The sequence below is a fragment of the Alloalcanivorax profundimaris genome (assembly GCF_015265435.1).
Taxonomy (GTDB): Bacteria; Pseudomonadota; Gammaproteobacteria; order Pseudomonadales; family Alcanivoracaceae; genus Alloalcanivorax; species Alloalcanivorax profundimaris.
The window spans coordinates 225,505-245,033 of sequence record NZ_JABJWH010000020.1; the positions used below are offsets into that span (position 1 = coordinate 225,505).

Annotated in this window: 18 protein-coding genes; 10 read left to right on the forward strand and 8 right to left on the reverse strand. The window is 66.0% G+C overall.

Annotated features, from left to right (window positions below; translation table 11 throughout):
* Window positions 1-106: 106 nt before the first annotated feature.
* Both HMJ39_RS11435 and oadA read left to right on the forward strand, forming a co-directional pair.
* A complete protein-coding gene (locus HMJ39_RS11435) occupies window positions 107-1,525 on the forward strand; it encodes an acetyl-CoA carboxylase biotin carboxylase subunit (protein WP_194297407.1) in 1,419 nt (472 codons plus the stop codon).
* Between the two features lie 17 nt (window positions 1,526-1,542).
* Complete coding sequence (gene oadA, locus HMJ39_RS11440) at window positions 1,543-3,366, forward strand: sodium-extruding oxaloacetate decarboxylase subunit alpha (protein WP_194297408.1); 1,824 nt, start codon at window positions 1,543-1,545, stop codon at window positions 3,364-3,366.
* A 119-nt stretch (window positions 3,367-3,485) separates the two neighbouring features.
* On the opposite strand, the gene HMJ39_RS11445 is transcribed toward oadA, so the two are convergent.
* Complete coding sequence (locus HMJ39_RS11445; protein ID WP_194297409.1) at window positions 3,486-4,181, reverse strand: DUF3592 domain-containing protein; 696 nt, start codon at window positions 4,179-4,181, stop codon at window positions 3,486-3,488.
* Entirely contained in the window at window positions 4,178-4,720 is a 543-nt protein-coding gene (locus HMJ39_RS11450; RefSeq protein ID WP_194297410.1) for a DUF6624 domain-containing protein, read from the reverse strand. The genes HMJ39_RS11445 and HMJ39_RS11450 overlap by 4 nt, the downstream gene beginning before the upstream one ends.
* Before the next feature lie 178 nt (window positions 4,721-4,898).
* Here HMJ39_RS11450 and HMJ39_RS11455 point away from each other — a divergent pair, with 178 nt between their 5' ends.
* A complete protein-coding gene (locus HMJ39_RS11455) occupies window positions 4,899-6,728 on the forward strand; it encodes a 5'-nucleotidase C-terminal domain-containing protein (protein WP_323370891.1) in 1,830 nt (609 codons plus the stop codon).
* Window positions 6,729-6,740: 12 nt separating this feature from the next.
* Here HMJ39_RS11455 and HMJ39_RS11460 read toward each other — a convergent pair whose 3' ends face one another.
* The 3 genes from HMJ39_RS11460 to HMJ39_RS11470 form a co-directional block, all read right to left on the reverse strand.
* Window positions 6,741-8,129, reverse strand: coding sequence for a hypothetical protein (locus HMJ39_RS11460; protein ID WP_194297412.1), 1,389 nt, complete (start codon window positions 8,127-8,129; stop codon window positions 6,741-6,743).
* 128 nt (window positions 8,130-8,257) lie between these two features.
* Entirely contained in the window at window positions 8,258-9,778 is a 1,521-nt protein-coding gene (locus HMJ39_RS11465) for a phospholipase D family protein (RefSeq protein ID WP_228462301.1), read from the reverse strand.
* 63 nt (window positions 9,779-9,841) lie between these two features.
* Window positions 9,842-10,450 carry a hypothetical protein gene (locus HMJ39_RS11470; protein ID WP_194297413.1) on the reverse strand — a complete coding sequence of 203 codons (609 nt, stop codon included), beginning with the start codon at window positions 10,448-10,450 and terminating at the stop codon, window positions 9,842-9,844.
* Between the two features lie 202 nt (window positions 10,451-10,652).
* Here HMJ39_RS11470 and HMJ39_RS11475 point away from each other — a divergent pair, with 202 nt between their 5' ends.
* From HMJ39_RS11475 to HMJ39_RS11490, 5 genes are all read left to right on the forward strand, one after another.
* Window positions 10,653-11,111, forward strand: coding sequence for a hypothetical protein (locus HMJ39_RS11475; RefSeq protein ID WP_194297414.1), 459 nt, complete (start codon window positions 10,653-10,655; stop codon window positions 11,109-11,111).
* Between the two features lie 29 nt (window positions 11,112-11,140).
* Complete coding sequence (trhP, locus tag HMJ39_RS11480; RefSeq protein WP_194297415.1) at window positions 11,141-12,499, forward strand: prephenate-dependent tRNA uridine(34) hydroxylase TrhP; 1,359 nt, start codon at window positions 11,141-11,143, stop codon at window positions 12,497-12,499.
* 111 nt (window positions 12,500-12,610) lie between these two features.
* A complete protein-coding gene (locus tag HMJ39_RS11485; RefSeq protein ID WP_228462302.1) occupies window positions 12,611-14,500 on the forward strand; it encodes an amidohydrolase in 1,890 nt (629 codons plus the stop codon).
* 64 nt (window positions 14,501-14,564) lie between these two features.
* On the forward strand, window positions 14,565-14,702 hold the full coding sequence (locus HMJ39_RS18885) for a thioredoxin domain-containing protein (RefSeq protein ID WP_228462303.1): 138 nt from the start codon (window positions 14,565-14,567) through the stop codon (window positions 14,700-14,702).
* The gene (locus HMJ39_RS11490) at window positions 14,699-15,181 is read left to right on the forward strand and encodes a glutathione binding-like protein (RefSeq protein ID WP_228462304.1); all 483 of its coding nucleotides are present in this window, start codon (window positions 14,699-14,701) and stop codon (window positions 15,179-15,181) included. Before HMJ39_RS18885 ends, HMJ39_RS11490 begins: the two co-directional genes overlap by 4 nt.
* 100 nt (window positions 15,182-15,281) lie before the next feature.
* Here the strand turns inward: HMJ39_RS11490 and HMJ39_RS11495 are convergent, their stop codons facing one another.
* From HMJ39_RS11495 to HMJ39_RS11505, 3 genes are all read right to left on the reverse strand, one after another.
* Entirely contained in the window at window positions 15,282-17,015 is a 1,734-nt protein-coding gene (locus HMJ39_RS11495; RefSeq protein WP_194297416.1) for a tannase/feruloyl esterase family alpha/beta hydrolase, read from the reverse strand.
* A 157-nt stretch (window positions 17,016-17,172) separates the two neighbouring features.
* Window positions 17,173-17,766, reverse strand: a complete 594-nt coding sequence (locus HMJ39_RS11500) for a glutathione S-transferase family protein (protein ID WP_194297417.1) — start codon at window positions 17,764-17,766, stop codon at window positions 17,173-17,175.
* 11 nt (window positions 17,767-17,777) lie between these two features.
* Window positions 17,778-18,194: a VOC family protein gene (locus tag HMJ39_RS11505; protein ID WP_194297418.1), complete on the reverse strand. Its 417-nt coding sequence runs from the start codon at window positions 18,192-18,194 to the stop codon at window positions 17,778-17,780.
* 116 nt (window positions 18,195-18,310) lie between these two features.
* Here HMJ39_RS11505 and HMJ39_RS11510 point away from each other — a divergent pair, with 116 nt between their 5' ends.
* Together HMJ39_RS11510 and HMJ39_RS11515 are read left to right on the forward strand one after the other, a co-directional pair.
* The gene (locus HMJ39_RS11510; protein ID WP_228462305.1) at window positions 18,311-18,472 is read left to right on the forward strand and encodes a helix-turn-helix domain-containing protein; all 162 of its coding nucleotides are present in this window, start codon (window positions 18,311-18,313) and stop codon (window positions 18,470-18,472) included.
* A gap of 257 nt (window positions 18,473-18,729) precedes the next feature.
* Window positions 18,730-19,413, forward strand: a complete 684-nt coding sequence (locus tag HMJ39_RS11515) for a LysR substrate-binding domain-containing protein (protein WP_256244705.1) — start codon at window positions 18,730-18,732, stop codon at window positions 19,411-19,413.
* Window positions 19,414-19,529 lie beyond the last annotated feature (116 nt).

Sequence of the window (19,529 nt, forward strand, 5' to 3'; positions counted from 1 at the left end):
ATGAATTCATTATGGCTTCTCATAGTAATATCAATTTCTTTTGGCCGCCATTTTCCCGGTACCTTGCCGGCATCAAGCGGCCCTTGGGCTGATCGGGAGTACACGCATGGCCATAACAAAAATCCTCATCGCCAACCGCGGCGAGATCGCGGTGCGCATCGTGCGCGCCTGCGCCGAGCTGGGCATCCGCTCGGTGGCGGTGTTCACCGAGCCGGACCGCTACGCCCTGCACGTGAAGCGCGCCGACGAAGCCTACAGCTTGGGCGACGACCCGCTCGCCGGCTATCTGAACCCGCACCATATCGTCAATATGGCGGTGCAAACCGGCTGCGACGCCCTGCACCCCGGCTACGGCTTTCTCTCCGAGAACGCGGAGCTGGCCGAGATCTGCGCCCAGCGCGGCGTGACCTTTATCGGGCCCTCGGCGGAGGTGATCCGGCGCATGGGCGACAAGACCCGCGCCCGCCAGGCGATGATCGAGGCCGGCGTGCCGGTGACGCCGGGCTCGGAGAACAACCTGAGCGGCCTGGACGAAGCCCGCGCCGAAGCCGAACGGGTGGGCTACCCGGTGATGCTCAAGGCCACCTCCGGCGGCGGCGGTCGCGGCATCCGCCGCTGCGACAACGAGGACGAGCTGGCGCGCAACTACGAACGGGTGGTCTCGGAAGCCACCAAGGCGTTCGGCAGCGCCGATGTGTTCCTGGAAAAATGCATCGTCGACCCGCGCCATATCGAAGTGCAGATCCTCGCCGACGACCACGGCAATACCATCCACCTGTTCGAGCGCGACTGCTCGATCCAGCGCCGCAATCAGAAACTGATTGAGATCGCGCCTTCCCCGCAGCTCACCCCGGAGCAGCGTACCTACGTGGGCGATCTGGCGGTGCGCGCCGCCGAGGCGGTGGGCTACACCAATGCCGGCACCGTGGAATTTCTGTTCACCGGCAACCAGGTGTTTTTCATGGAGATGAACACCCGGGTGCAGGTGGAACACACCATCACCGAGCAGATCACCGGCGTGGACATCGTGCGCGAACAGATCCGCGTGGCCGCCGGCGAGCCCCTGGCCCACCAGCAGAGCGACATCCGCCACCAGGGCTTCGCCCTGCAGTTCCGCATCAACGCCGAGGACCCGAAGAACAATTTCCTGCCCAGCTTCGGACGTATCAGCCGCTATTACGCCCCGGGCGGCCCGGGCGTGCGGGTGGATACCGCCATCTACACCGGTTACACCATCCCGCCCTACTTCGATTCCATGTGCCTGAAACTGATCGCCTGGAATCTGAGCTGGGAAGGCGCCCTGGACCGCGCCAAGCGCGCCATCCATGACATGCGCCTGCAGGGGGTGAAAACCACCGCGCCCTATTACCTGAAGATTCTCGACGATCCCGGTTTCCGCAGCGGCCAGTTCGACACCGGCTATGTGGATGCCCACCCGGAACTGCTGAATTACTCGGAAAAATCCAATCCCGAAGAGATCGCGCTGGCCATCGCCGCGGCGATTGCCGCTCACACCGGGCTTTAAGCGCAGGAGATCCCGTCATGAATACGAACGCGAAAAACAGCAGGAAAATTGAAGTCACCGACGTGGTGCTGCGCGACGGCCACCAATCCCTGATCGCCACGCGCCTGCGCACCGAGGACATGCTGCCGATCTGCGAGCAACTGGACGCCGCCGGCTTCTGGTCCCTGGAAGTGTGGGGCGGCGCCACCTTCGACGCCTGCGTGCGCTTCCTCAAGGAAGACCCCTGGGAGCGGCTGCGGCAACTGCGCCAGGCGCTGCCCAACAGCCGCCTGCAGATGCTGCTGCGCGGCCAGAACCTGCTCGGCTACCGCCACTACGGCGACGACGTGGTGGACGCCTTCGTGGAGCGCGCCGCCGCCAACGGCATCGACGTGTTCCGCGTATTCGACGCCATGAACGACCCGCGCAACCTGGAAACCGCCCTGCGCGCGGTGAAAGCCAACGGCAAACACGCCCAGGGCACGCTCTGCTATACCACCGGCCCGGTGCACACACCAGAACGGTTCGTGAAACTGGCCAAACAACTGGCGGACATGGGCAGCGACTCCATCGCCATCAAGGACATGGCCGGCCTGCTCACCCCTTATGCCACCGGCGAGCTGGTGGCCGCCCTCAAGGACGCGGTGGACCTGCCCCTGTTTCTGCATTCGCACAACACCTCCGGGCTGGCCCCGATGTGCCAGCTGAAGGCCATCGAGAACGGCGTGGACCATATCGATACCGCCATGTCGCCGTTCGCCGGCGGCACCAGCCACCCGGCCACGGAGTCCATGGTGGCGGCCCTGAAAGGCACGCCGTACGACACCGGTCTTGATCTGGAAAAGCTGCAGCCGATCGCCGATTACTTCCGCGAGGTGCGCAAGAAGTACCACCAGTTCGAAAGCGACTACACCCGCGAGGACATCGGCGTGCAGGTCAACCAGGTGCCCGGCGGCATGATGTCCAACCTGGCCAACCAGTTGAAGGAACAGGGCGCCCTGGACAAGATCGGCCAGGTGTTCGCGGAAATCCCCCGGGTGCGCCAGGACCTGGGCTACCCGCCGCTGGTCACGCCCACCTCGCAGATCGTCGGCACCCAGGCGGTGATGAACGTGCTCGCCGGCGAGCGCTACAAGACCATCACCAATGAAGTGAAGCGCTATTTGCTGGGCCACTACGGCGCCGCCCCAGCGCCGGTGGACACCACCCTGCAACGGCGCGCCGTGGGCAACGAGGAGGTCATCGACCAGCGTCCGGCGGACCTGCTGCCCCGGGAGCTGGACAAGCTGCGCCAGGACATCGGCGAACTGGCCGGCAACGAAGAGGACGTGCTCACCTTCGCCATGTTCCCGGACATCGGCCGCGCCTTCCTGGAAGAGCGCGCCGCCGGCACCCTCAAACCCGAGCCCCTGCTGCCGCCGGACAGCGGCCAGGCCGCCGGCGCCAAGGTGGCCGGCCAGCCCACCGAGTTCACCATCGACGTGCACGGCGAAACCTATCAGGTGGCGATCACCGGGGTGGGCCTGAAGGGCAGCGACAAGCGCCGCTTCTTCCTGACCCTGGATGGCATGCCCGAGGAAGTGATCTTCGAACCGCTCAACGCCTACCAGAAAGGCGAAGGGGAAGGCGGCCGCAAGCAGGCCGGCGGCCCCGGCGACGTGACCACCAACATGCCCGGCAACATCGTCGATGTGCTGGTGGCGGAAGGCGACGAAGTGCAAGCCGGCCAGCCGGTGCTGGTGATCGAAGCGATGAAAATGGAATCCGAGGTGCAGGCCCCCAGCGGCGGCACCGTGCAGGGGATCTTCGTCGCCAAGGGCGACCGGGTGACGCCGGGGGAAGTATTGATCGAAGTGCGCTGATTCTTCCCCTTACGGGGTTCGACTCCACCGGCGCCCGCCCCGGGCGCCGTTTTCACCGCCGCGACGTTCGCCTTAACCGTCGCGGCGTTTTTTTATCCCACCAAAAAGGTAGGCGCGTTCTATCGCGCCTCCAGGAACGCGAGATCCACGTGGTAACGGCGCGGATTGTCCGGCGCCACCCAGACGGTGAGCGGCTGATCGCCCAGCGCCGGGCTCGGATCGAACCACAGCGCATCGCTGCGGAACGGGTGGGTCTCGCCACTCACCGGATCGCTCCACTGGCACACGATCCGGTAGGGGTGGCGGCCATTCACCTGCAGTGAGTGGTCGAGCACCACCTCCACCGGCTCGGCGGCCACTTTCTGGCCGTTCTTGCGCAGCCAGGCCACCTTGCGCGCTTTCCATCTCGGCCACAGCAGCAAGCCGCTGCCGACCACGGTCAGAATCAGGCCCACCACCCCGGCGATCAGCGCCACGCCCCACAGGGAAAAGAAACTCCTGATCCGGGCGTCACCGCTGGCGCCGGGCGCGTACAGCACTTCCACGCCCTCGCCCACCGAATAGGCTGGTGGGCGGCTGCTCATATTGGGCACGAACACCACGCTGCCACCGTCGCGGTCGCGGAAATGCACCTTGGGGCTGTACAGCACGTCCCCGTCACTGTCGCGCTTGGGCACCAGATCGGTGACCACGCCGGAGGTGGTCACCGCCGTCTCCAGAAAACGGGAAGTGCTCACCGCCGACGCGCCGCTGCCCGCCAGGGCCAGCACACCGAAAAGCAGCAGGCCGCCACCGGCCACGGTCGTCACCTTCATGATTCGGCGCCCCGTGCCCGGCGCTCGCGTTCCCGCTCGCGGAGTTTTTCCACCCGGTCTTCCAGGCTGTCCAGGCCCAGGGCCCAGCGGCGCAGATTGACCATGGCGGGGTCGGCGATCGGGCACGGCACCGGCCAGCCCTCCTCGTCCATGTCGAACTGGGTGCCATAGCGCTGGGGCTCGCCGTTAAGCACGCACAGCCGGTCGCGCAGATAGGCGGACTGCCAGCCCGGAGCCTCGCCCACCGAGGCGGCCTCTTCCACCGCCGTGGCGCAACGCGCCATCAGCTCCAGCCGCGACATGGCGTGCTGGGCGATCAGCCAGGCCGCCTCGCCGCCGGCCTCGCCCACCAGGGACACCCCGGGCCAGCCGTGCTCGTCGAGGATGCGTTCCAGGGCCTCGGCGTTGCGTTCATGAACGGCGCGCATCTCCGGGTGGTAGTCCGGCGCGGGCAGCTCGCCGCGCTCGGTGAGCGCCGCCAGCGTTTGTTTGTCGTCCTCGGCCATGGCCGTGAGCCGGTCGGCGAGTTCCTGGTTCATGGGCGTCCTCGTGGGGGTTGGTCCTGCCTGTGGAGGGCGGCACTTTACCAGCTTCCCCGGGCGGAATCAGGGCGCCGTCGGCGATAAAGACAACACCGACACGAAACTGCCACCGCTCTGTCATGGCGGCTCCCTAGCCTCGCGGGCTGACTTTCAACTGAATCAATGGGAGCCGACCGTGCCTTTCCAACTCCGCTTTCCGGCCCTTGCCGTCACCGGTTTGTCACTTTTTCTCGCCGCCTGCGGCGGCGACGATGACAACCACGGCAACGCGTCCGACGAGGCCAAGCCGCTGAACCTGCAGGTGCTGTACACCAACGACCACCACTCCTATTTCGAGGGCCAGAGCCAGGACCTGAACCTGGACTACGACGCCGACCAGCCCGGCAGCGAAACCGTGCGCCTGAGCCTGGGCGGCTTCCCGCGCATCATCACCGCCATGAACGATTACCGGGACGACCATACCCTGGTGCTCAACAACGGCGAGCTCAACGGCACCCTCTATTTCAGCCTGTTCAAGGGCGAGGTGGACTTCAAGGTATTCAATACCCTGGGCCTGGACGCCTACCAGCTCGGCAACCATGAGTTCGACGAAGGCGAAGCGCATTTGCGCGACCTGCTGGAAACCGCCAACTTCCCGGTGATCACCGGCAACATCCGCCCCACCGTGGACAGCCCGCTGTTCAACTCCGACATCAAGCCCTACGTGGTCAAGGAGATCGACGGCGAGAAGGTGGCCGTGATCGGCGTGCTGAAAGTGGAGAAAACCCGGGAGTCCTCGCTGGTCACCGACGCGGTGGAATTCGACGACGAGATCCTGTCCGTGCGCGACCACATCTATGCGCTGAAGGATCAGGGCATCAACAAATTCATCGTGCTCAGCCACCTGGGCTATGAGTTCGACCAGGTGCTCGCCGAAAGCGTGCGCGACATCGACGTGATCATCGGCGGCGACACCCACAACGTGCTCGACTCCACCGGCGAACTGGCCGCCATGGGCCTGGAGGTGGACGGCGACTACCCCACCGTGGTCCAGGACCCGGACGGCAAGCCGGTGTACATCGTGCAAGCCTGGGAATACGCCAAGGGCCTCGGGCGGCTGAACATCGACTTCGACGCGGACGGCGTGGTCACCGACATCGACGGCAACATGGAACTGCTGGTGGGCGGCCCCTACCAGGTACAGGACGGCGGCGGCGCCTGGGTCACCGCCGACGCGGACCAGACCGCCCGCATCAACGGCGTGATCGACGATCTCACCACCATCCGCACCGCCGAGGAATCCCAGCAAATCCTGGACATCCTGGCGCCCTATAAAGAGCAGATGGAAAGCTTCAAGCAGGAAACCCTGGGCCAGGTCACCGAGCCGATGCCCTTCGAGCGCATCCCGGCGCCGTTCAACGCCGGCGACACCCCCACCGGCAGCTACGCCGCCTGGGTGGTGGCCGACGCCTTCCTGAAGTATCTGCCCAAGGCCGACGTGGCGATCCAGAACGCCGGCGGCGTGCGCGCGCCGCTCAACGACGGCACCTTCACCGTGGCCAACGCCTACGACATCCTGCCGTTCTCCAACACCGTGGTCACCATCGACATGACCGGCGCGCAGATCGTCAAGGTGCTCAACGAAGGCCTGGACTATGCCCAGGGCATCTCCGCCTCCACCGGCGCCTTCCCCTACTCCGCCGGCCTCCGCTATGACGTGACGCTGGGCGCCCCGGAAGGCACCGGCATCGAAAACGTGGAAGTGCGCGACGACAACGGCAACTGGGCGCCCATCGTGGAAAGCGAAACCTACTCCGTGGCCACCAACTCCTTCACCGGCCAGGGCAAGGACGGCTACGTCACCTTCGGCGAGGTGCAAACGGCGAACCCGGACGCCTTCGAAAACTCCAACGTCACCTACGTGGTGCCCCTGCTGGAGTACTTCCGCGAAGAGCTGCCCGGCCAGACCCTGCCGGCCCTGGACGCGAACCAGTACAGCCTCAAGTCCGTCACCGACCTGCGCTAGTCGCCGGAACGATCAAGCCGGGCGGATGTTTCCGCCCGGCTTTTTCTTTCTGAACAGCAGAGCCAGGGTGGCGAACAGAACCAAGGGCCCCATTGGGCCGCCACCACCGCCGCCACCTTCCGCTGAATCGGCGGGGGCTTCCGACAGCGTGCCGATCCGTGCCTTGAGAATCGGGCCGCTGTTTTCATCGGTCTGCTCATACCAGACCACCATCGCGGTCTCGTCCGCCAGTGCCACCTTGGTTGTTTCGGAACTGTCGAACAGCGCCGCGTCGCTTCGCGCGACTACCACCGGGGCATCTCCCACGGCCTGATCGCCGTTAATCACCGTGGCGTAACGGTCACGGGCGCCGTCGTCATGACTGCCCGTCCACGCCGTGATGGCGCCACCCCCACCAGCGCCGACATCCAGGTCCACCCGATCCGAGGACACGTCGAACGGCGTGGCGCCTACGCGCGCCGACCCCGCCACCGTGCCATCGGCCCGCCACCGCTGTATACGCTGGCTATAAACCGGCTCGGAACCATCGCTCTCGACCTGCAACCAGGCGCCCAGGTAGCCGCCGTCCGGGGTGGCCACCAAGCTGACCGCGCTCTGGTTCAGACCGTCGGCGTCGTGGGCATTGTTGTCAAAGCGGAAGTCACCGCCCCCCAGCGTATCGCCGGACAGGTCGAAGCGGGAAGCCAGCAGAACCGTGCCGGGGCCCGCTTGCTCGGACCAGACCGCCATGCCCGAACTTTCCTGAAGCGCCACCACCATTGGATGGCTGGCTCCACCGGCTTGCCCTCGCGTAACGGGAGCCCCCACACCGGTGCCGTCCTCGCCACGTACCTGCATAAGGTAGTTGTCCTCAAGACCATACTTCACGCTCAGAATGAACAGCCCTTGTTCATTCATCGCGACTTCAAGATTGCAATTGAAGCCGTTCGCGGTGTCCTGGAAAAATTGCGTGGGCGAGGCCGTGCCATTGTTATCCACCAGCCGGAATTGGACGAACCGCCGGCATTCCGAGGCGCCCTCGGCGGCACCGCTATTCCAGACGACCACCTTGTTGCCCGCGCCGTTCGTCGCCACGACTGGATCGGAGAGGCGCGGGAAATTGGCTTGATCGGGGGTGTCATCCACGGTCAGGGCGGCACCACGAGGTTCGCCATTGCGATCGAAACGGGCAAGCCGAACGGATTCGGTCTGATCAACCGAATTACGCTCCACCCAGGTAACCGCGAAGTCATTGTCCGGCAGCGCCGCCACGTCGAAGCCCACGAACCGGGCATCGGCGTCGGCGGCATAAAGACTGACCGGCTCACCGTCATCCAGCACCGAAGCCGGGCTCACACCCGGGCTCATCGCCGCGCCGAGAAAAACCGAGAAAGAGAAAAATCGAAGACCGTCCCGCCCCATGATGAAACTCCCTTTAAAGCAATAATCGAGTGAACAGGCGCGGCCACCTCTGCCCGGGCGGCCTGCGCCTTTCTGAATCTAGCACAACCGAAACAAAGAGGTCCCGGCACCATTGCCGCCCGGCCTGTTCACAACAGCCATTCCACCGGCAGCCAGGAGACGAAGCGCACCCAGCCCCGGCGCCAGACGCTGGTGGCCGGTTCCCGCTCATGGCGAACGGTGCCACCCTGGTCCGGCTCCAGCCAGTACAGGTCGCCGTCGTCATCCCGTTTCACCGCGTAGGCGTTGGCCGGAATCACGGTTTCGAAGGCGGCGTCGATGCGGCTGGCCAGGGCTTCACTGTGAATCAGGAAACCCAGTTCGGTGTTCAGGTTCGCCGAGCGCGGGTCGAAATTGAACGAGCCCACGAACACCCGTTCGCCGTCCACGGCGAAGGTCTTGGCGTGCAGGCTGGAGCCGGAGCTGCCGAACGGCCCGGCGCTTTCGTTGCGCTTCGACGACGACAGCCGGCGCAGCTCGTAGAGTTCCACGCCGGCTTTCAGCAGCGCCTTGCGCCGTTTCTGGTAACCGGCGTGTACCGCCGCCACGTCGGTGGCGGCCAGGGAATTGGTCAGCACTTTCACGGTGACGCCCCGGCGGCGCAGAGCACGGAAGGCGTCGGTGCCATCGGCGGTGGGCACGAAATAGGGCGAGACCAGCAGCAGCGAATCCCGGGGCTCGCCCAGGGCCGCTTCCATCTGATGGATCAGCAGGCCTTCCGGCTCGGCTTCGTCGAGCCCCTTGGCCGGGTCGTCGCTGACCATTTCCACCGGCACCCATTCCAGTTCCAGGGAGCCCTCCATCAGCCGGGTGACGAATCGGGAAGCGGCGATCACGCGCTGGTAGTCTTCCGCCGCCGGTGAGGCCTTGAGCGTCTCCGACTTGGCTACGAAACCGGCCAGGGCATCCTCCGGGGGCGCCGCCAGAATGCGCGCCACCGGATAGGCGGAGCGGCTGCGCCAGTAACGGTCAAAATCCCGGGACGCCGAATCCACCACCTCGCCCACCAGCAGTACATCCAGATCGTTGAACAGCATGCCGTCGGAGGCGCCGAAGTACTCGTCGCCCACATTGCGGCCGCCGGCGATCAGTGCCTGGTTATCAGCGATGAAGGCCTTGTTGTGCATGCGCCGGTTCAACCGGGAAAAGTCGTACACATAGCCCAGCCATTTGGGGCTACGTATTACGAAGGGATTGAACAGGCGAATCTCGATATTGGGATGCGAGGCCAGCGCCGCCAGGTCACCGTCCAGCCCGGCGGTGCCGTTGTCGTCCAGCAGCAGCCGCACCCTCACGCCCCGCTCGGCGGCCTGGTACAAGGCGCGCAACAGCAGCATGCCGGTAACGTCGTCGTGCCAGATGTAGTACTGCACATCCAGGGTTTTCTCCGCCGCCATGGACAGCAGCACCCGGGAGGCGAAGGCATCATGGGCGTCCGGCAGGGGCGACACGCCGGTGAGGCCGGGATGGCTCAGCGCCTCCGGGCGCAACGCCCGCCCCAGCGCGGTGGCGCGGCTTTCCTCCGGCGACAGGGCCCGGGACGCGGAGCGCCCGTCCAGGGACGGCAGCGCGCACCCGGACACCAGGGCCGCCAGCAGCAATACGATCAAGGCGGGGATTTTAATGATTCTCTCCTTGTCAGGGCACCGCCGGGCAAGTGTACCCCACCGCGCTCAGGGACCGCCCGCCAGCATCGGCGCCCAGACCGGCAGGCCGACGCCCAGCGCCACGCCGGCGAGTATGCCGACGGCCAGGAACACCAGGAACCACAGCCGCTCGCGCCGGTTCATGGCCTGCGCGCCCTGCAGCGTGCCGGGCCGCACCAGCAGATAGAACAGCCCCAGCGCCACCGCCAGCGGCCCGATCAGGACCGCCAGGTAGCCGTACTCCACGGCGGCCGCGCCAGTGGCCAGGGCGCGGGCCTTGCCACCCAGGTAAAACACCGTCCACAGCACACCGCCGGTGAGCAGCAACCCGCCGGCCAGACGCACGCCGCCGGGCGTGGCGACGCTGGGCGGCGAAGGTGGACTGCCCGCTTGCCGGTGGCGCCACAGGGCGCGGCCGGAACGCGCCATGCCGATCAGCCCCAGCACCAGGAACACCAGCCCCATGGCCAGCATGCCCAGCACCACGCCCTGATCGCCGAACTGCTGGTACAGCCAGCCGCTTCGTTCCTCCGCCCGGGCCGGCTCGCCCCAGCGGGCCACCGCCATGAACAATGCCACGCCACCGATCACCGACAACGCCAGCCAACGCCCCAAGGACGCCAAGGTTCTCTCCACGGTTATTCATCCCGCCAACACGTCAAAAGGGTGGACCAACCTACCCAAGCGCCGGCGCCTCGGCAACGAAACCGGCGCCGAACCGTGAAACGGCCCGGGCACGCTGTTTTGATGCAGATCAAAAAGCGACCAACGGGGAGCGATTAGGGTGTGATGACTCTTATTCCAAAATAAGGAGTCCGGCCATGACAGGAAGACCGCGATGAAAGTGGAGACCTTCTCCGACGTTCTGGACTGGACCCGGGCCGTGCACCGCAACCTGGCCGACTGCGCCGCCCACTGTGGCGCCGGCAGCCGCCATGAGAAGGTGCGCATGCTGCTCGACTATGTCCATGAACATGAAACCCGCCTCAACCGTATTCTGGAAAGCAGCCAGAAGGACGCCGACCCGGCGGCGCTCAACAGCTGGGCCTACGAGTTCTTCGAGAAGGCGCCGGTGCGGCCCCACGAGGCCTGCGCCGCCGATTTCAAGGACAAGGACACCGGCGAGATCATCAGCGCCGTGCTCGCCCAGCACAACAAGATCATCGAGTTCTACCGTTACATGGCCAGCCGCGCGGAAGTGCCCAGCACCCAGGCGCTGATGACCAACCTGCTGGAACTGGAACAGAACGAAGCCAGACGCATGGCCCGGGACGCCGGCGAACTGGACGACCTCTGAGTACCGCGCGCCACCCTCGAGACCCATCCATGCCCGATACCACCCCCGCCGCGCCGGAGCTGCTGTCTCCGGCCGGCACCCTCAAGCATTTGCGTTACGCTCTCGCCTACGGCGCCGATGCCGTCTACGCCGGCCAGCCCCGTTATTCCCTGCGGGTGCGCAACAACAGCTTCAAGAACGAAGCCGCCCTGGCGGAGGGCATCGCCGAAGCCCGCGCCCGGGGCAAACCGTTCTATCTGGCCTCCAACGTCAGCCCGCACAACGACAAGGTACGCAGCTACCTGCGCGACCTGGCGCCGATCATCGAGCTGCGCCCGGACGCGCTGATCATGTCCGACCCGGGCTTGATCATGATGGTGCGCGAACGCTGGCCGGAGCAGCCCATCCATCTTTCCGTGCAGGCCAACGCGGTCAATTACGCCACCGTGGAGTTCTGGCGCCGCCAGGGTATCCAGCGGGTGATCCTGTCCCGGGAGCTGGCCCTGGAGGAAATCCGCGAGATCCGGGAAAAAGTGCCGGCCATGGAGCTGGAGGTGTTCGTCCACGGCGCCCTGTGCATGGCCTATTCCGGCCGCTGCCTGCTGTCCGGCTACATGAACCACCGCGACGCCAACCAGGGCGCCTGCACCAACGCCTGCCGCTGGGATTACAAGCCGGTGGCCGCGCGCGCCGACGACAGCGGCGACCTGATCCCGGTGCGCGAGAGCCCCTCGCTGCTGGTGGCTGAGCCCAACGACCCGGGCCGCGCCATCGCGCTGCACGAGGATGAACACGGCACCTACATCATGAACTCCCGGGACCTGCGCGCGGTGCAGCACGTTCAGGCCCTGGCGGACATGGGCGTGCACTCGCTGAAGATCGAGGGCCGCACCAAGTCGGTTTACTACGCCGCCCGCACCGCCCAGGTGTACCGCCGCGCGTTGAATGACGCCGCCGCCGGCCGGCCCTTCGACATGGCGCTCATGGACGACCTGGAAGCCCTCTCCCACCGGGGCTACACCGAGGGCTTCTTCCGCCGCCATCCGCCCCAGGCCTACCAGCACTACGAAGCCGGCACCGCCAAACTGGGCAGCCAACAGCTGGTGGCGGAGGTGATCGACGCCGATGATCACTGGCTGACCCTGGCGGTGAAGAACCGCTTCGAGCTCGGCGACGAGGTGCTGTTGATCACCCCGGGCGGCAACCGCCGCTTCCGGCTGGACCGGCTGGAGAACCAACAGGGCAACGCCATCCCGTTGGCGCCGGGGGACGGCCATGTGGTACGCATTCCACGGCCCGCGGGTCCTGGCGACCAGGCCCTGGGCTTCGCCATGCTGGTCCGCTGTCTGGACCCGGGCGCCGGGCGCCACCCCTCCCCTGCCTCCCCCCGTACCCAGAGCGTGCGCTGATACGCCCCGGCCAGCATCGCCCGCCTATCGGCAACACGGGTATGATGACGGTCGGCGCCAGCGACCCTGGTGCCCGAAAGCTGAAAACCACAAAAAGAAACGGGGAGAGCAATGATGTTATTCAAACAATGGCTGCCGGCGCTGGCGCTGGCGACCCTGGCCGGGTGCCAGCACGCGCCGCCCGCCGAACCGGCGGACGCCATCTGGACAAACGGCCCGATCATCACCGTGGACGACAACCACCCGGACGCCGAAGCGGTGGCGGTGCGGGACGGGCGCATTGTCGCCGTTGGCACGCGCAAGAAGGTACTGCGCTACCAGGGCGAGACCACCGTCATGCACGACCTGCAAGGCCGTACCCTGCTGCCCGGCTTCGTGGACGCCCACGGCCATGTTTTCTTCGTCGGCTTCCAGGCGATGAGCGCCAACCTGCTGCCGCCGCCGGACGGCGGCGTCACCGATGTGGCGTCGATGATCGAAACGTTGAAGACCTTTTCGAAGGACTCGGTGCTGCGCGAACAGTTCGGCCTGATCTACGGCTTCGGCTACGACGACTCCCAGCTTGCCGAACGTCGCCATCCCACCCGGGAAGAGCTGGACCGGGTGAGCCAGGACCAACCGGTGCTGGTGATCCACCAATCCGCCCATTTCGGCGTGGTCAACAGCGCCGGCCTTAAACAACTGGGCATCACCGCCGACAGCGACAATCCCAAGGGCGGCGTGATCGGCAAGGACCCGGCCACCGGCGAACCCAACGGCCTGCTGGAAGAGAACGCCTTCTTCATGGCCCTGGGCAAGCTGTTCCCGAAAATGAACCCGGAGCAGGCCATCGCCATGCTGCGGGAAGGCGAGAAGCTTTACACTCGCTACGGCTACACCACGCTGCAGGACGGCCGCAGCGCCCCCATGCACGTAAAGATCGCCGAAGCGGCGGCCAATGCCGGCGCCCTGCGCGCGGACATCGTCTCCTACCCGGACATTCTCAACCCGGGGGTGGCGGAGCTGATGGTGCCGCCCTTCTATCACAACGTGGACAGCCAACCGCAATACCACAACCACTTCCGCATCGGCGGCATCAAGCTGACCCTGGACGGCTCGCCCCAGGGCAAGACCGCCTGGCTCACCGAACCCTACTACCAGCCGCCGGAAGGCAAGGGCGCCGACTACGCCGGCTACGGCGTGGTGGACGACGACAAGGTGGTGGAGGTCTACACCCAAGCCCTGGAGAACCGCTGGCAAACGCTGACCCACGCCAACGGCGACCGCGCCATCGACCAGATGATCATGGGCTGGCGGGAAGCGGAGGCGCGGGTGCCCGGCGTGGACGTGCGGCCGGTGCTGATTCATGGCCAGACCCTGCGCAAGGACCAGATCCCGGTACTCCAGGAACTGGGCATCTTCCCGTCCCTGTTCCCCATGCACACCTTCTACTGGGGCGACTGGCACCGGGATTCCGTGCTCGGCCCGGAGCGGGCGGAAAACATCTCCCCCACCGGCTGGCTGCGCGAGCGGGGCATGCGCTTCACCACCCACCACGACGCCCCGGTGGCGCTGCCGGATTCCATGCGCGTGCTCGACGCCACCGTGAACCGCACCACCCGCAGCGGCCGGGTGCTCGGCGAGAACCAGAAAGTGGACGTGATGACGGCGCTGAAGGCGATGACCCTGTGGTCCGCCTGGCAGCACTTCGAGGAAGACAGCAAGGGCTCCATCGAAGTGGGCAAGCTGGCCGACTTCGTGGTGCTCTCGGACAACCCGCTGACGGTGCCGCCGGCCACGCTGATCGACCTGCACGTGGAAGAAACCATCAAGGAAGGCGCAAACATTTACCACCGCGCCGCCGACGATAGCGCTGGCGCGCCGCCGGCCCTGGGCCTGGCGCCGGCCCTGGCCGCTCATGCCCATGATCATGCTCATGAACATGACCACTACGGCGGTGACGGCTGCTTCGCGCCGGGCCTGGAGGTGATCTTCCACCGCCTCACCGGCACGCCGCACTAAACGATCGCAATACTGAAATCAGGTCCCCGCTTCGGTGGGGACCTTTCGTGAAGGAGTGAGCACCATGAAACTCTGGGGACGCGCCAACTCCACCAACGTGCGCAAGGCGCGCTGGTGCGCGGCGGAACTCAACCTGAACCCGGAACTCATTGAAGTCGGCGGGCCTTTGGCGGCGTGGACACGCCGGAATACCGGGCCATGAACCCCAACGGCCTGGTGCCCTGCCTGGAGGACGACGGGCTGGTGCTGTGGGAATCCAACACCATCGTGCGCTACCTGGCCCGCCGCTATGGCCAGCCGCCGTTCACGCCCGAGGGCATCGAGGTCTGGGCCGAGGCGGAAAAATGGATGGACTGGGCGGCGATTTCGTTCGCCGAGCCGTTCAAGCAGCTGTTTCTCAATCGGGTGCGCCGCCCGCCGGAGGAACGGGATGACGCCGCCATGGAGCAGGGCCGGCAGGTGTGCGAAAAGCTGATGCGCATCGCCGATGACGCCCTCCGTCACCGGCCGTTTCTGGCCGGTGACACCCTCACCGTGGCCGATCTCCCTTTGGGGTGTTTTGCCTACGCCTGGTTGTCCATGCCCATCGAGCGCCCGGACCTGCCCCACCTGGCCGCTTGGTATCAGCGCCTGACCGAACGGCCGGCCTTCCAGACCGCGGTGATGACGCCGCTGACCTGAGTACGGTGTTACAGATGGCGGAAGCCGCCGGTCACGGACCAGCCGCGCCCCGCCACAACGCCAGGGCGGGCCCGGGGTCAGGCGGGTCCGCGCCGGGCCGTTACTCCTGCGCGCACTCGAACGAGGCAGCTTCCATCGGGTCGCCGCCATCGATATAGCGCGGCCAGGCCGGATAGTCGCACAGCGGCCGGGTGCGGCCCGGTGCGCCCACGGTGTCCGTGGTCACCTGATTCTCCGGCGCGGTGCCGTCTTCCACCCAGTCCTCCAGCGCGGTCAGCGAATCCCAGGTGGCGTTGAAGCTTAGGCTGGCCGCGTGGCCGAAGCCCGCCACTTCATAGAAGCGCACGAACGAATCCACTTTTTCCGCGCCCATCTGATTCAGCAGCCGGCCGTAGTACATCTCGGTGGCACGGGTGCTCACCAGCACGTCGGACATACCGTGGGCCAGCAGCAGCTTGCCGCCGCGCGCCTCGAACGCGGAAATATTGGTGCCCGCGTTCAGGCCCACGCTCAGCTCGCTGATGCGCTGCGCGTACTGGGGCGCCGGATTGATCGGGTCCAGGTTGTAGGAGTTGAAGGAGGCGTCCCGGGCCACGGAGTACTTCACCCACTGATCCACCAGCACGCTCAGGTAGGGCGCGTACTGCGGCATGTTCGGAAACACCGGCGCGGTGTAACCGAAGTTCAGGAAGGTGATGGTGTTGCCCACCGGGGTGCTGGTGTCGATGCCCAGATCCGCGCCCCACACGTTGGAGCCCGGGTAGCCGGTCTCGCCGCTGGCCAGCGGGAAGTTGAAGGTCACGCCCTGGTCCATGGTTTTCAGGGCGTTGATCTGCGCGTCGGACAAACAGCTGTCGCCGTCGTCACCACCGCCGGGGCAGCGCAGCGGATTACCGTTCACCATGGCCGTGGACGGGTCGAAGATCGCGTTGCACTGGCGCTGGTCATTGATCAGCTCGTCCGCCAGCCCGTCCAGCTCGTCGCAGGCTTCCAGGGCCGCGTCCAGCAGCAACTGCCGCTTGGCGAAACTCGGGTAGGCGCCGGGCTGGGACAGGGCGCGGCTGTAATGCTGACCGGCCAGCAGCGCTTCCGCGTCGTTCCAGGCCGGGTACCAGGCGATGGCCCCGTCCCAATCGTCCGGCCAGCGCTGGATGCTGGTCAGCGCCTCGCGGCCGCCGGTGGAACCGCCGGCGAAATAGCTGTGCGCCGGCGCGCTGCCGTAGCGCTGCTTGATAATGAACACTGACGCATCGCGGGTTTTCTTCAGCGCATCGCCGGCGAAGTTGTCCACCGCCTCGTCATTCAACCCCCAGCGGCCGTCCTGGGACCCGAGCGCATTGGCCTGGTGCCCGGAGTCGCTGGCGAAGGTGGCGTAGCCGCGCGCCACCGGCAGCGGCTGGTCCACCGCACCCTGGGCGATATTGCCGGTGATATTGGGAATGGAACCGTTGAAACCGCCGCCGCCGAACATCAGCGCTTTCTTGTTCCAGTCGGCGGGCAACGCCACCTTGAACAAAATGTCCGGCGCCGCCGGGTCCACCGGCGCGATGCGCCCCTCCACCAGGCAGTGCTCCGGCAACGCCGCCACGCCGCTGCCGCTGGCGGCCACCACCGTGGCCGCCGTCACCTCACCGCCGGAGGTCGCCAGCGCGAACGCATCGGCGGGAATCGCCAGCCCGGGCAACTGCTCGCAGCTCAAGGATTGGGGTTGGGGTTGGGGTTGGGGTTGTTCGACGTCATCGTGGTCGCTGTCGCCACCGCAGCCCACCAGGGCCAGGGCGGACAAACCGCACAGAGTGATGCCCAGCCGTTGCAGGCCGTTTGTTGTTTTCATGATGCTCTCCCGGTGTTGTCGTTATTGGTCGGGTTGTCTGTCTTGGCACCGTGCCCGGCGCGGGCACGGTGTTCTGGCATCATAGGACGGCCGGCGACTATATTCACTCGAACGTTAGTGAATAAACATAAAGGTGCTTTTCGGCTATCGCCCTTTGTTACACGCCAGGCATCGCCACGAACCCCGGCAACACCTTGATGCGCTCGATCCAGGCGCGGATGGCCGGGTACGGCTCCAGGCTCACACCGCCTTCCCAGCCCAGGGCGATGTAGGGGAACACCGCGCACTCGGCCAGGGTCGGCCGGCCCAGGGCCAGCCAGCGATGCTCGCTCAGGTGCCGTTCGATCAGCGGCAACACCCGCGCGCTCACTTCCAGGGCCCGCGACTTATCCAGCGGGTAACCGAACTTGTCGACCAGTCGCGCCGCATTGGGGCCCGCGTGGATCTCATTGGCGGCGGTGGACAACCACTGCATCACCTCGCCCTGATGGGCCGGGCTGTCCGGCCACCATTGATGGCCGCCGTACCGGCGCGCCAGATAAACCAAGATCGCCTGGGAATCGTGCAACACGACATCGCCGTCCTCCAGCACCGGCACCTGGGCCCAGGGGTTCAGATCAATGAATGGCGATTGCTTGTGCTCGCCGGCGGCCAGATCCACCGGCACCAGCTCCAGCTCGATGCCGACCAGAGCGGCGAACAGGCGCACCTTGTAGCAATTACCGGACAATTCCATATCGTACAGTTTCATGGCGAGACTCCTTATTCGGTTTCCGGAAGCAGCTGGTTGAACTCCAGCACGTTGCGATCCGGGTCGCGGATAAACAGGGTGATGCGGCGCGGGCCCAGGCGATGGATGCCCTCGGTGATCTCGATGCCCGCCTGATCCAGCCACTCCTTCAAGGCATACAGGTCGTCCACCACGAACGCCGGATGGGTCACGCCCGGCAGCTTCACCGGCTCGTCCAGCAGCACGTTGCGGCCATGGGGCAACCGCGTGCCGTTGAAAATCAGATTGATGCGCACGCCACCCGGCGTCTCCATCTCGTTGGCTTCGGCCTTCTCGAAACGGCGCACCTCCGTGAATCCGAGCTGCTCGTAGAACGCCACCGCCTCCTGGCGATCGCTGACCCGGATGCCCACGTGGTCGTACTCGCGAATGGGCTGCGGTTGTTTCATCACTGGCTCCTTCTATGAAACGGAGGCCCAGTACACGCCCTTCTTTAAGTTCAATAAATGGCGCCAAGCTGTTAGCTTTATTCAGCTTTTCGCAAAGATGAAGCCGCGCGCCTCCCATGGACAAACTCAAAGCCATGAGCACCTTCGTCGCCATCGTCGACCAGGGCAGCCTCTCCGCCGCCGGCGACAAACTGGACCGCTCCCCCGCCGCCTCGCCCTCACCGACGAAGGCCGCGACTACCTGCAACACTGCCGTTAGTGCCCTGTTCCCTGAATAGGTGACCGTCAGCGTGCCCCACAAAGGCCGTGGTTAGGCGCCGGCCGCCGCCAATGGCCGTAGTCCTTGGCAAGGACGGCAACACAGCCACGGGCTTTGTGGGGCTCGCCCTTCGGGAAGGCCGGGGCGCCACCGTGGCGGCGTTGCACTGCTTGCCCATAGCACCACTATGGCCTGCACAGCGCGCCTAGCCACGGTGGCGCCCCGACCTTCTGACGGTCACCTATTCAGGGAACAGGGCACTCGATCCTCGCCGACATCCACACCGCCGAAGCCCGCCTCGACAGTCACCGCACCGAACCCGCCGGCACCCTCTCCATCACCGCCCCGGTGATGTTCGGCCACCTCCACCTCACGCCCCTGCTCAACCAGTGGCTCAAACAACACCCGCACATGCGCGCCGAACTCACCCTCCTCGACCGCATCACCGACCTGCTCGAAGAAGGCTTCGACCTCGGCCTGCGCATCGGCCACCTCGCCGACAGCACCCTCATCGCCCGCCCCCTCGGACACACCGGCTACGTCCTCTGCGCCAGCCCCGAACTCATCGAACAACGGGGCAGCCCCCAACACCCCCAGGACCTCGCCCACTGGCCCACCGTCTGCTTCGCCCCCGCCGGCAGCACCTGGCACTTTCAGGTGGACGGCAAACCCTGGCCCCAACGCATCGACCCACTGATCCGCGCCAACCAGGTCGACACCCAACTCGCCGCCGCCCGTGACGGCCTCGGCCTCTGCCGCGTGCTCAGCTACCAGGCCCAGCAGGACTTCGAACGCGGCACCCTGGTGCCCGTGCTCACCGACTACAACCCGCCGCCCATGCCCGTGCAGTTCGTGTTTCCGCACAGCCGGCTGCTGTCACCGCGGGTCCGGCATTTTATGGAGGCGGTGGAGGGGGCGTTGAGGGAGAGGTTGGCGGGAGCGGCCAACAGAAGGGGGTAGTGCCGAGAAGGCCTGGAGGTAATCGACTCAGATTGTGAGCCGATTAGAAGGCGGATTCGGCTCATGGACCGCCGAAAAGACGATGGTACCTATAAATACACTTGTGGAATCGATCT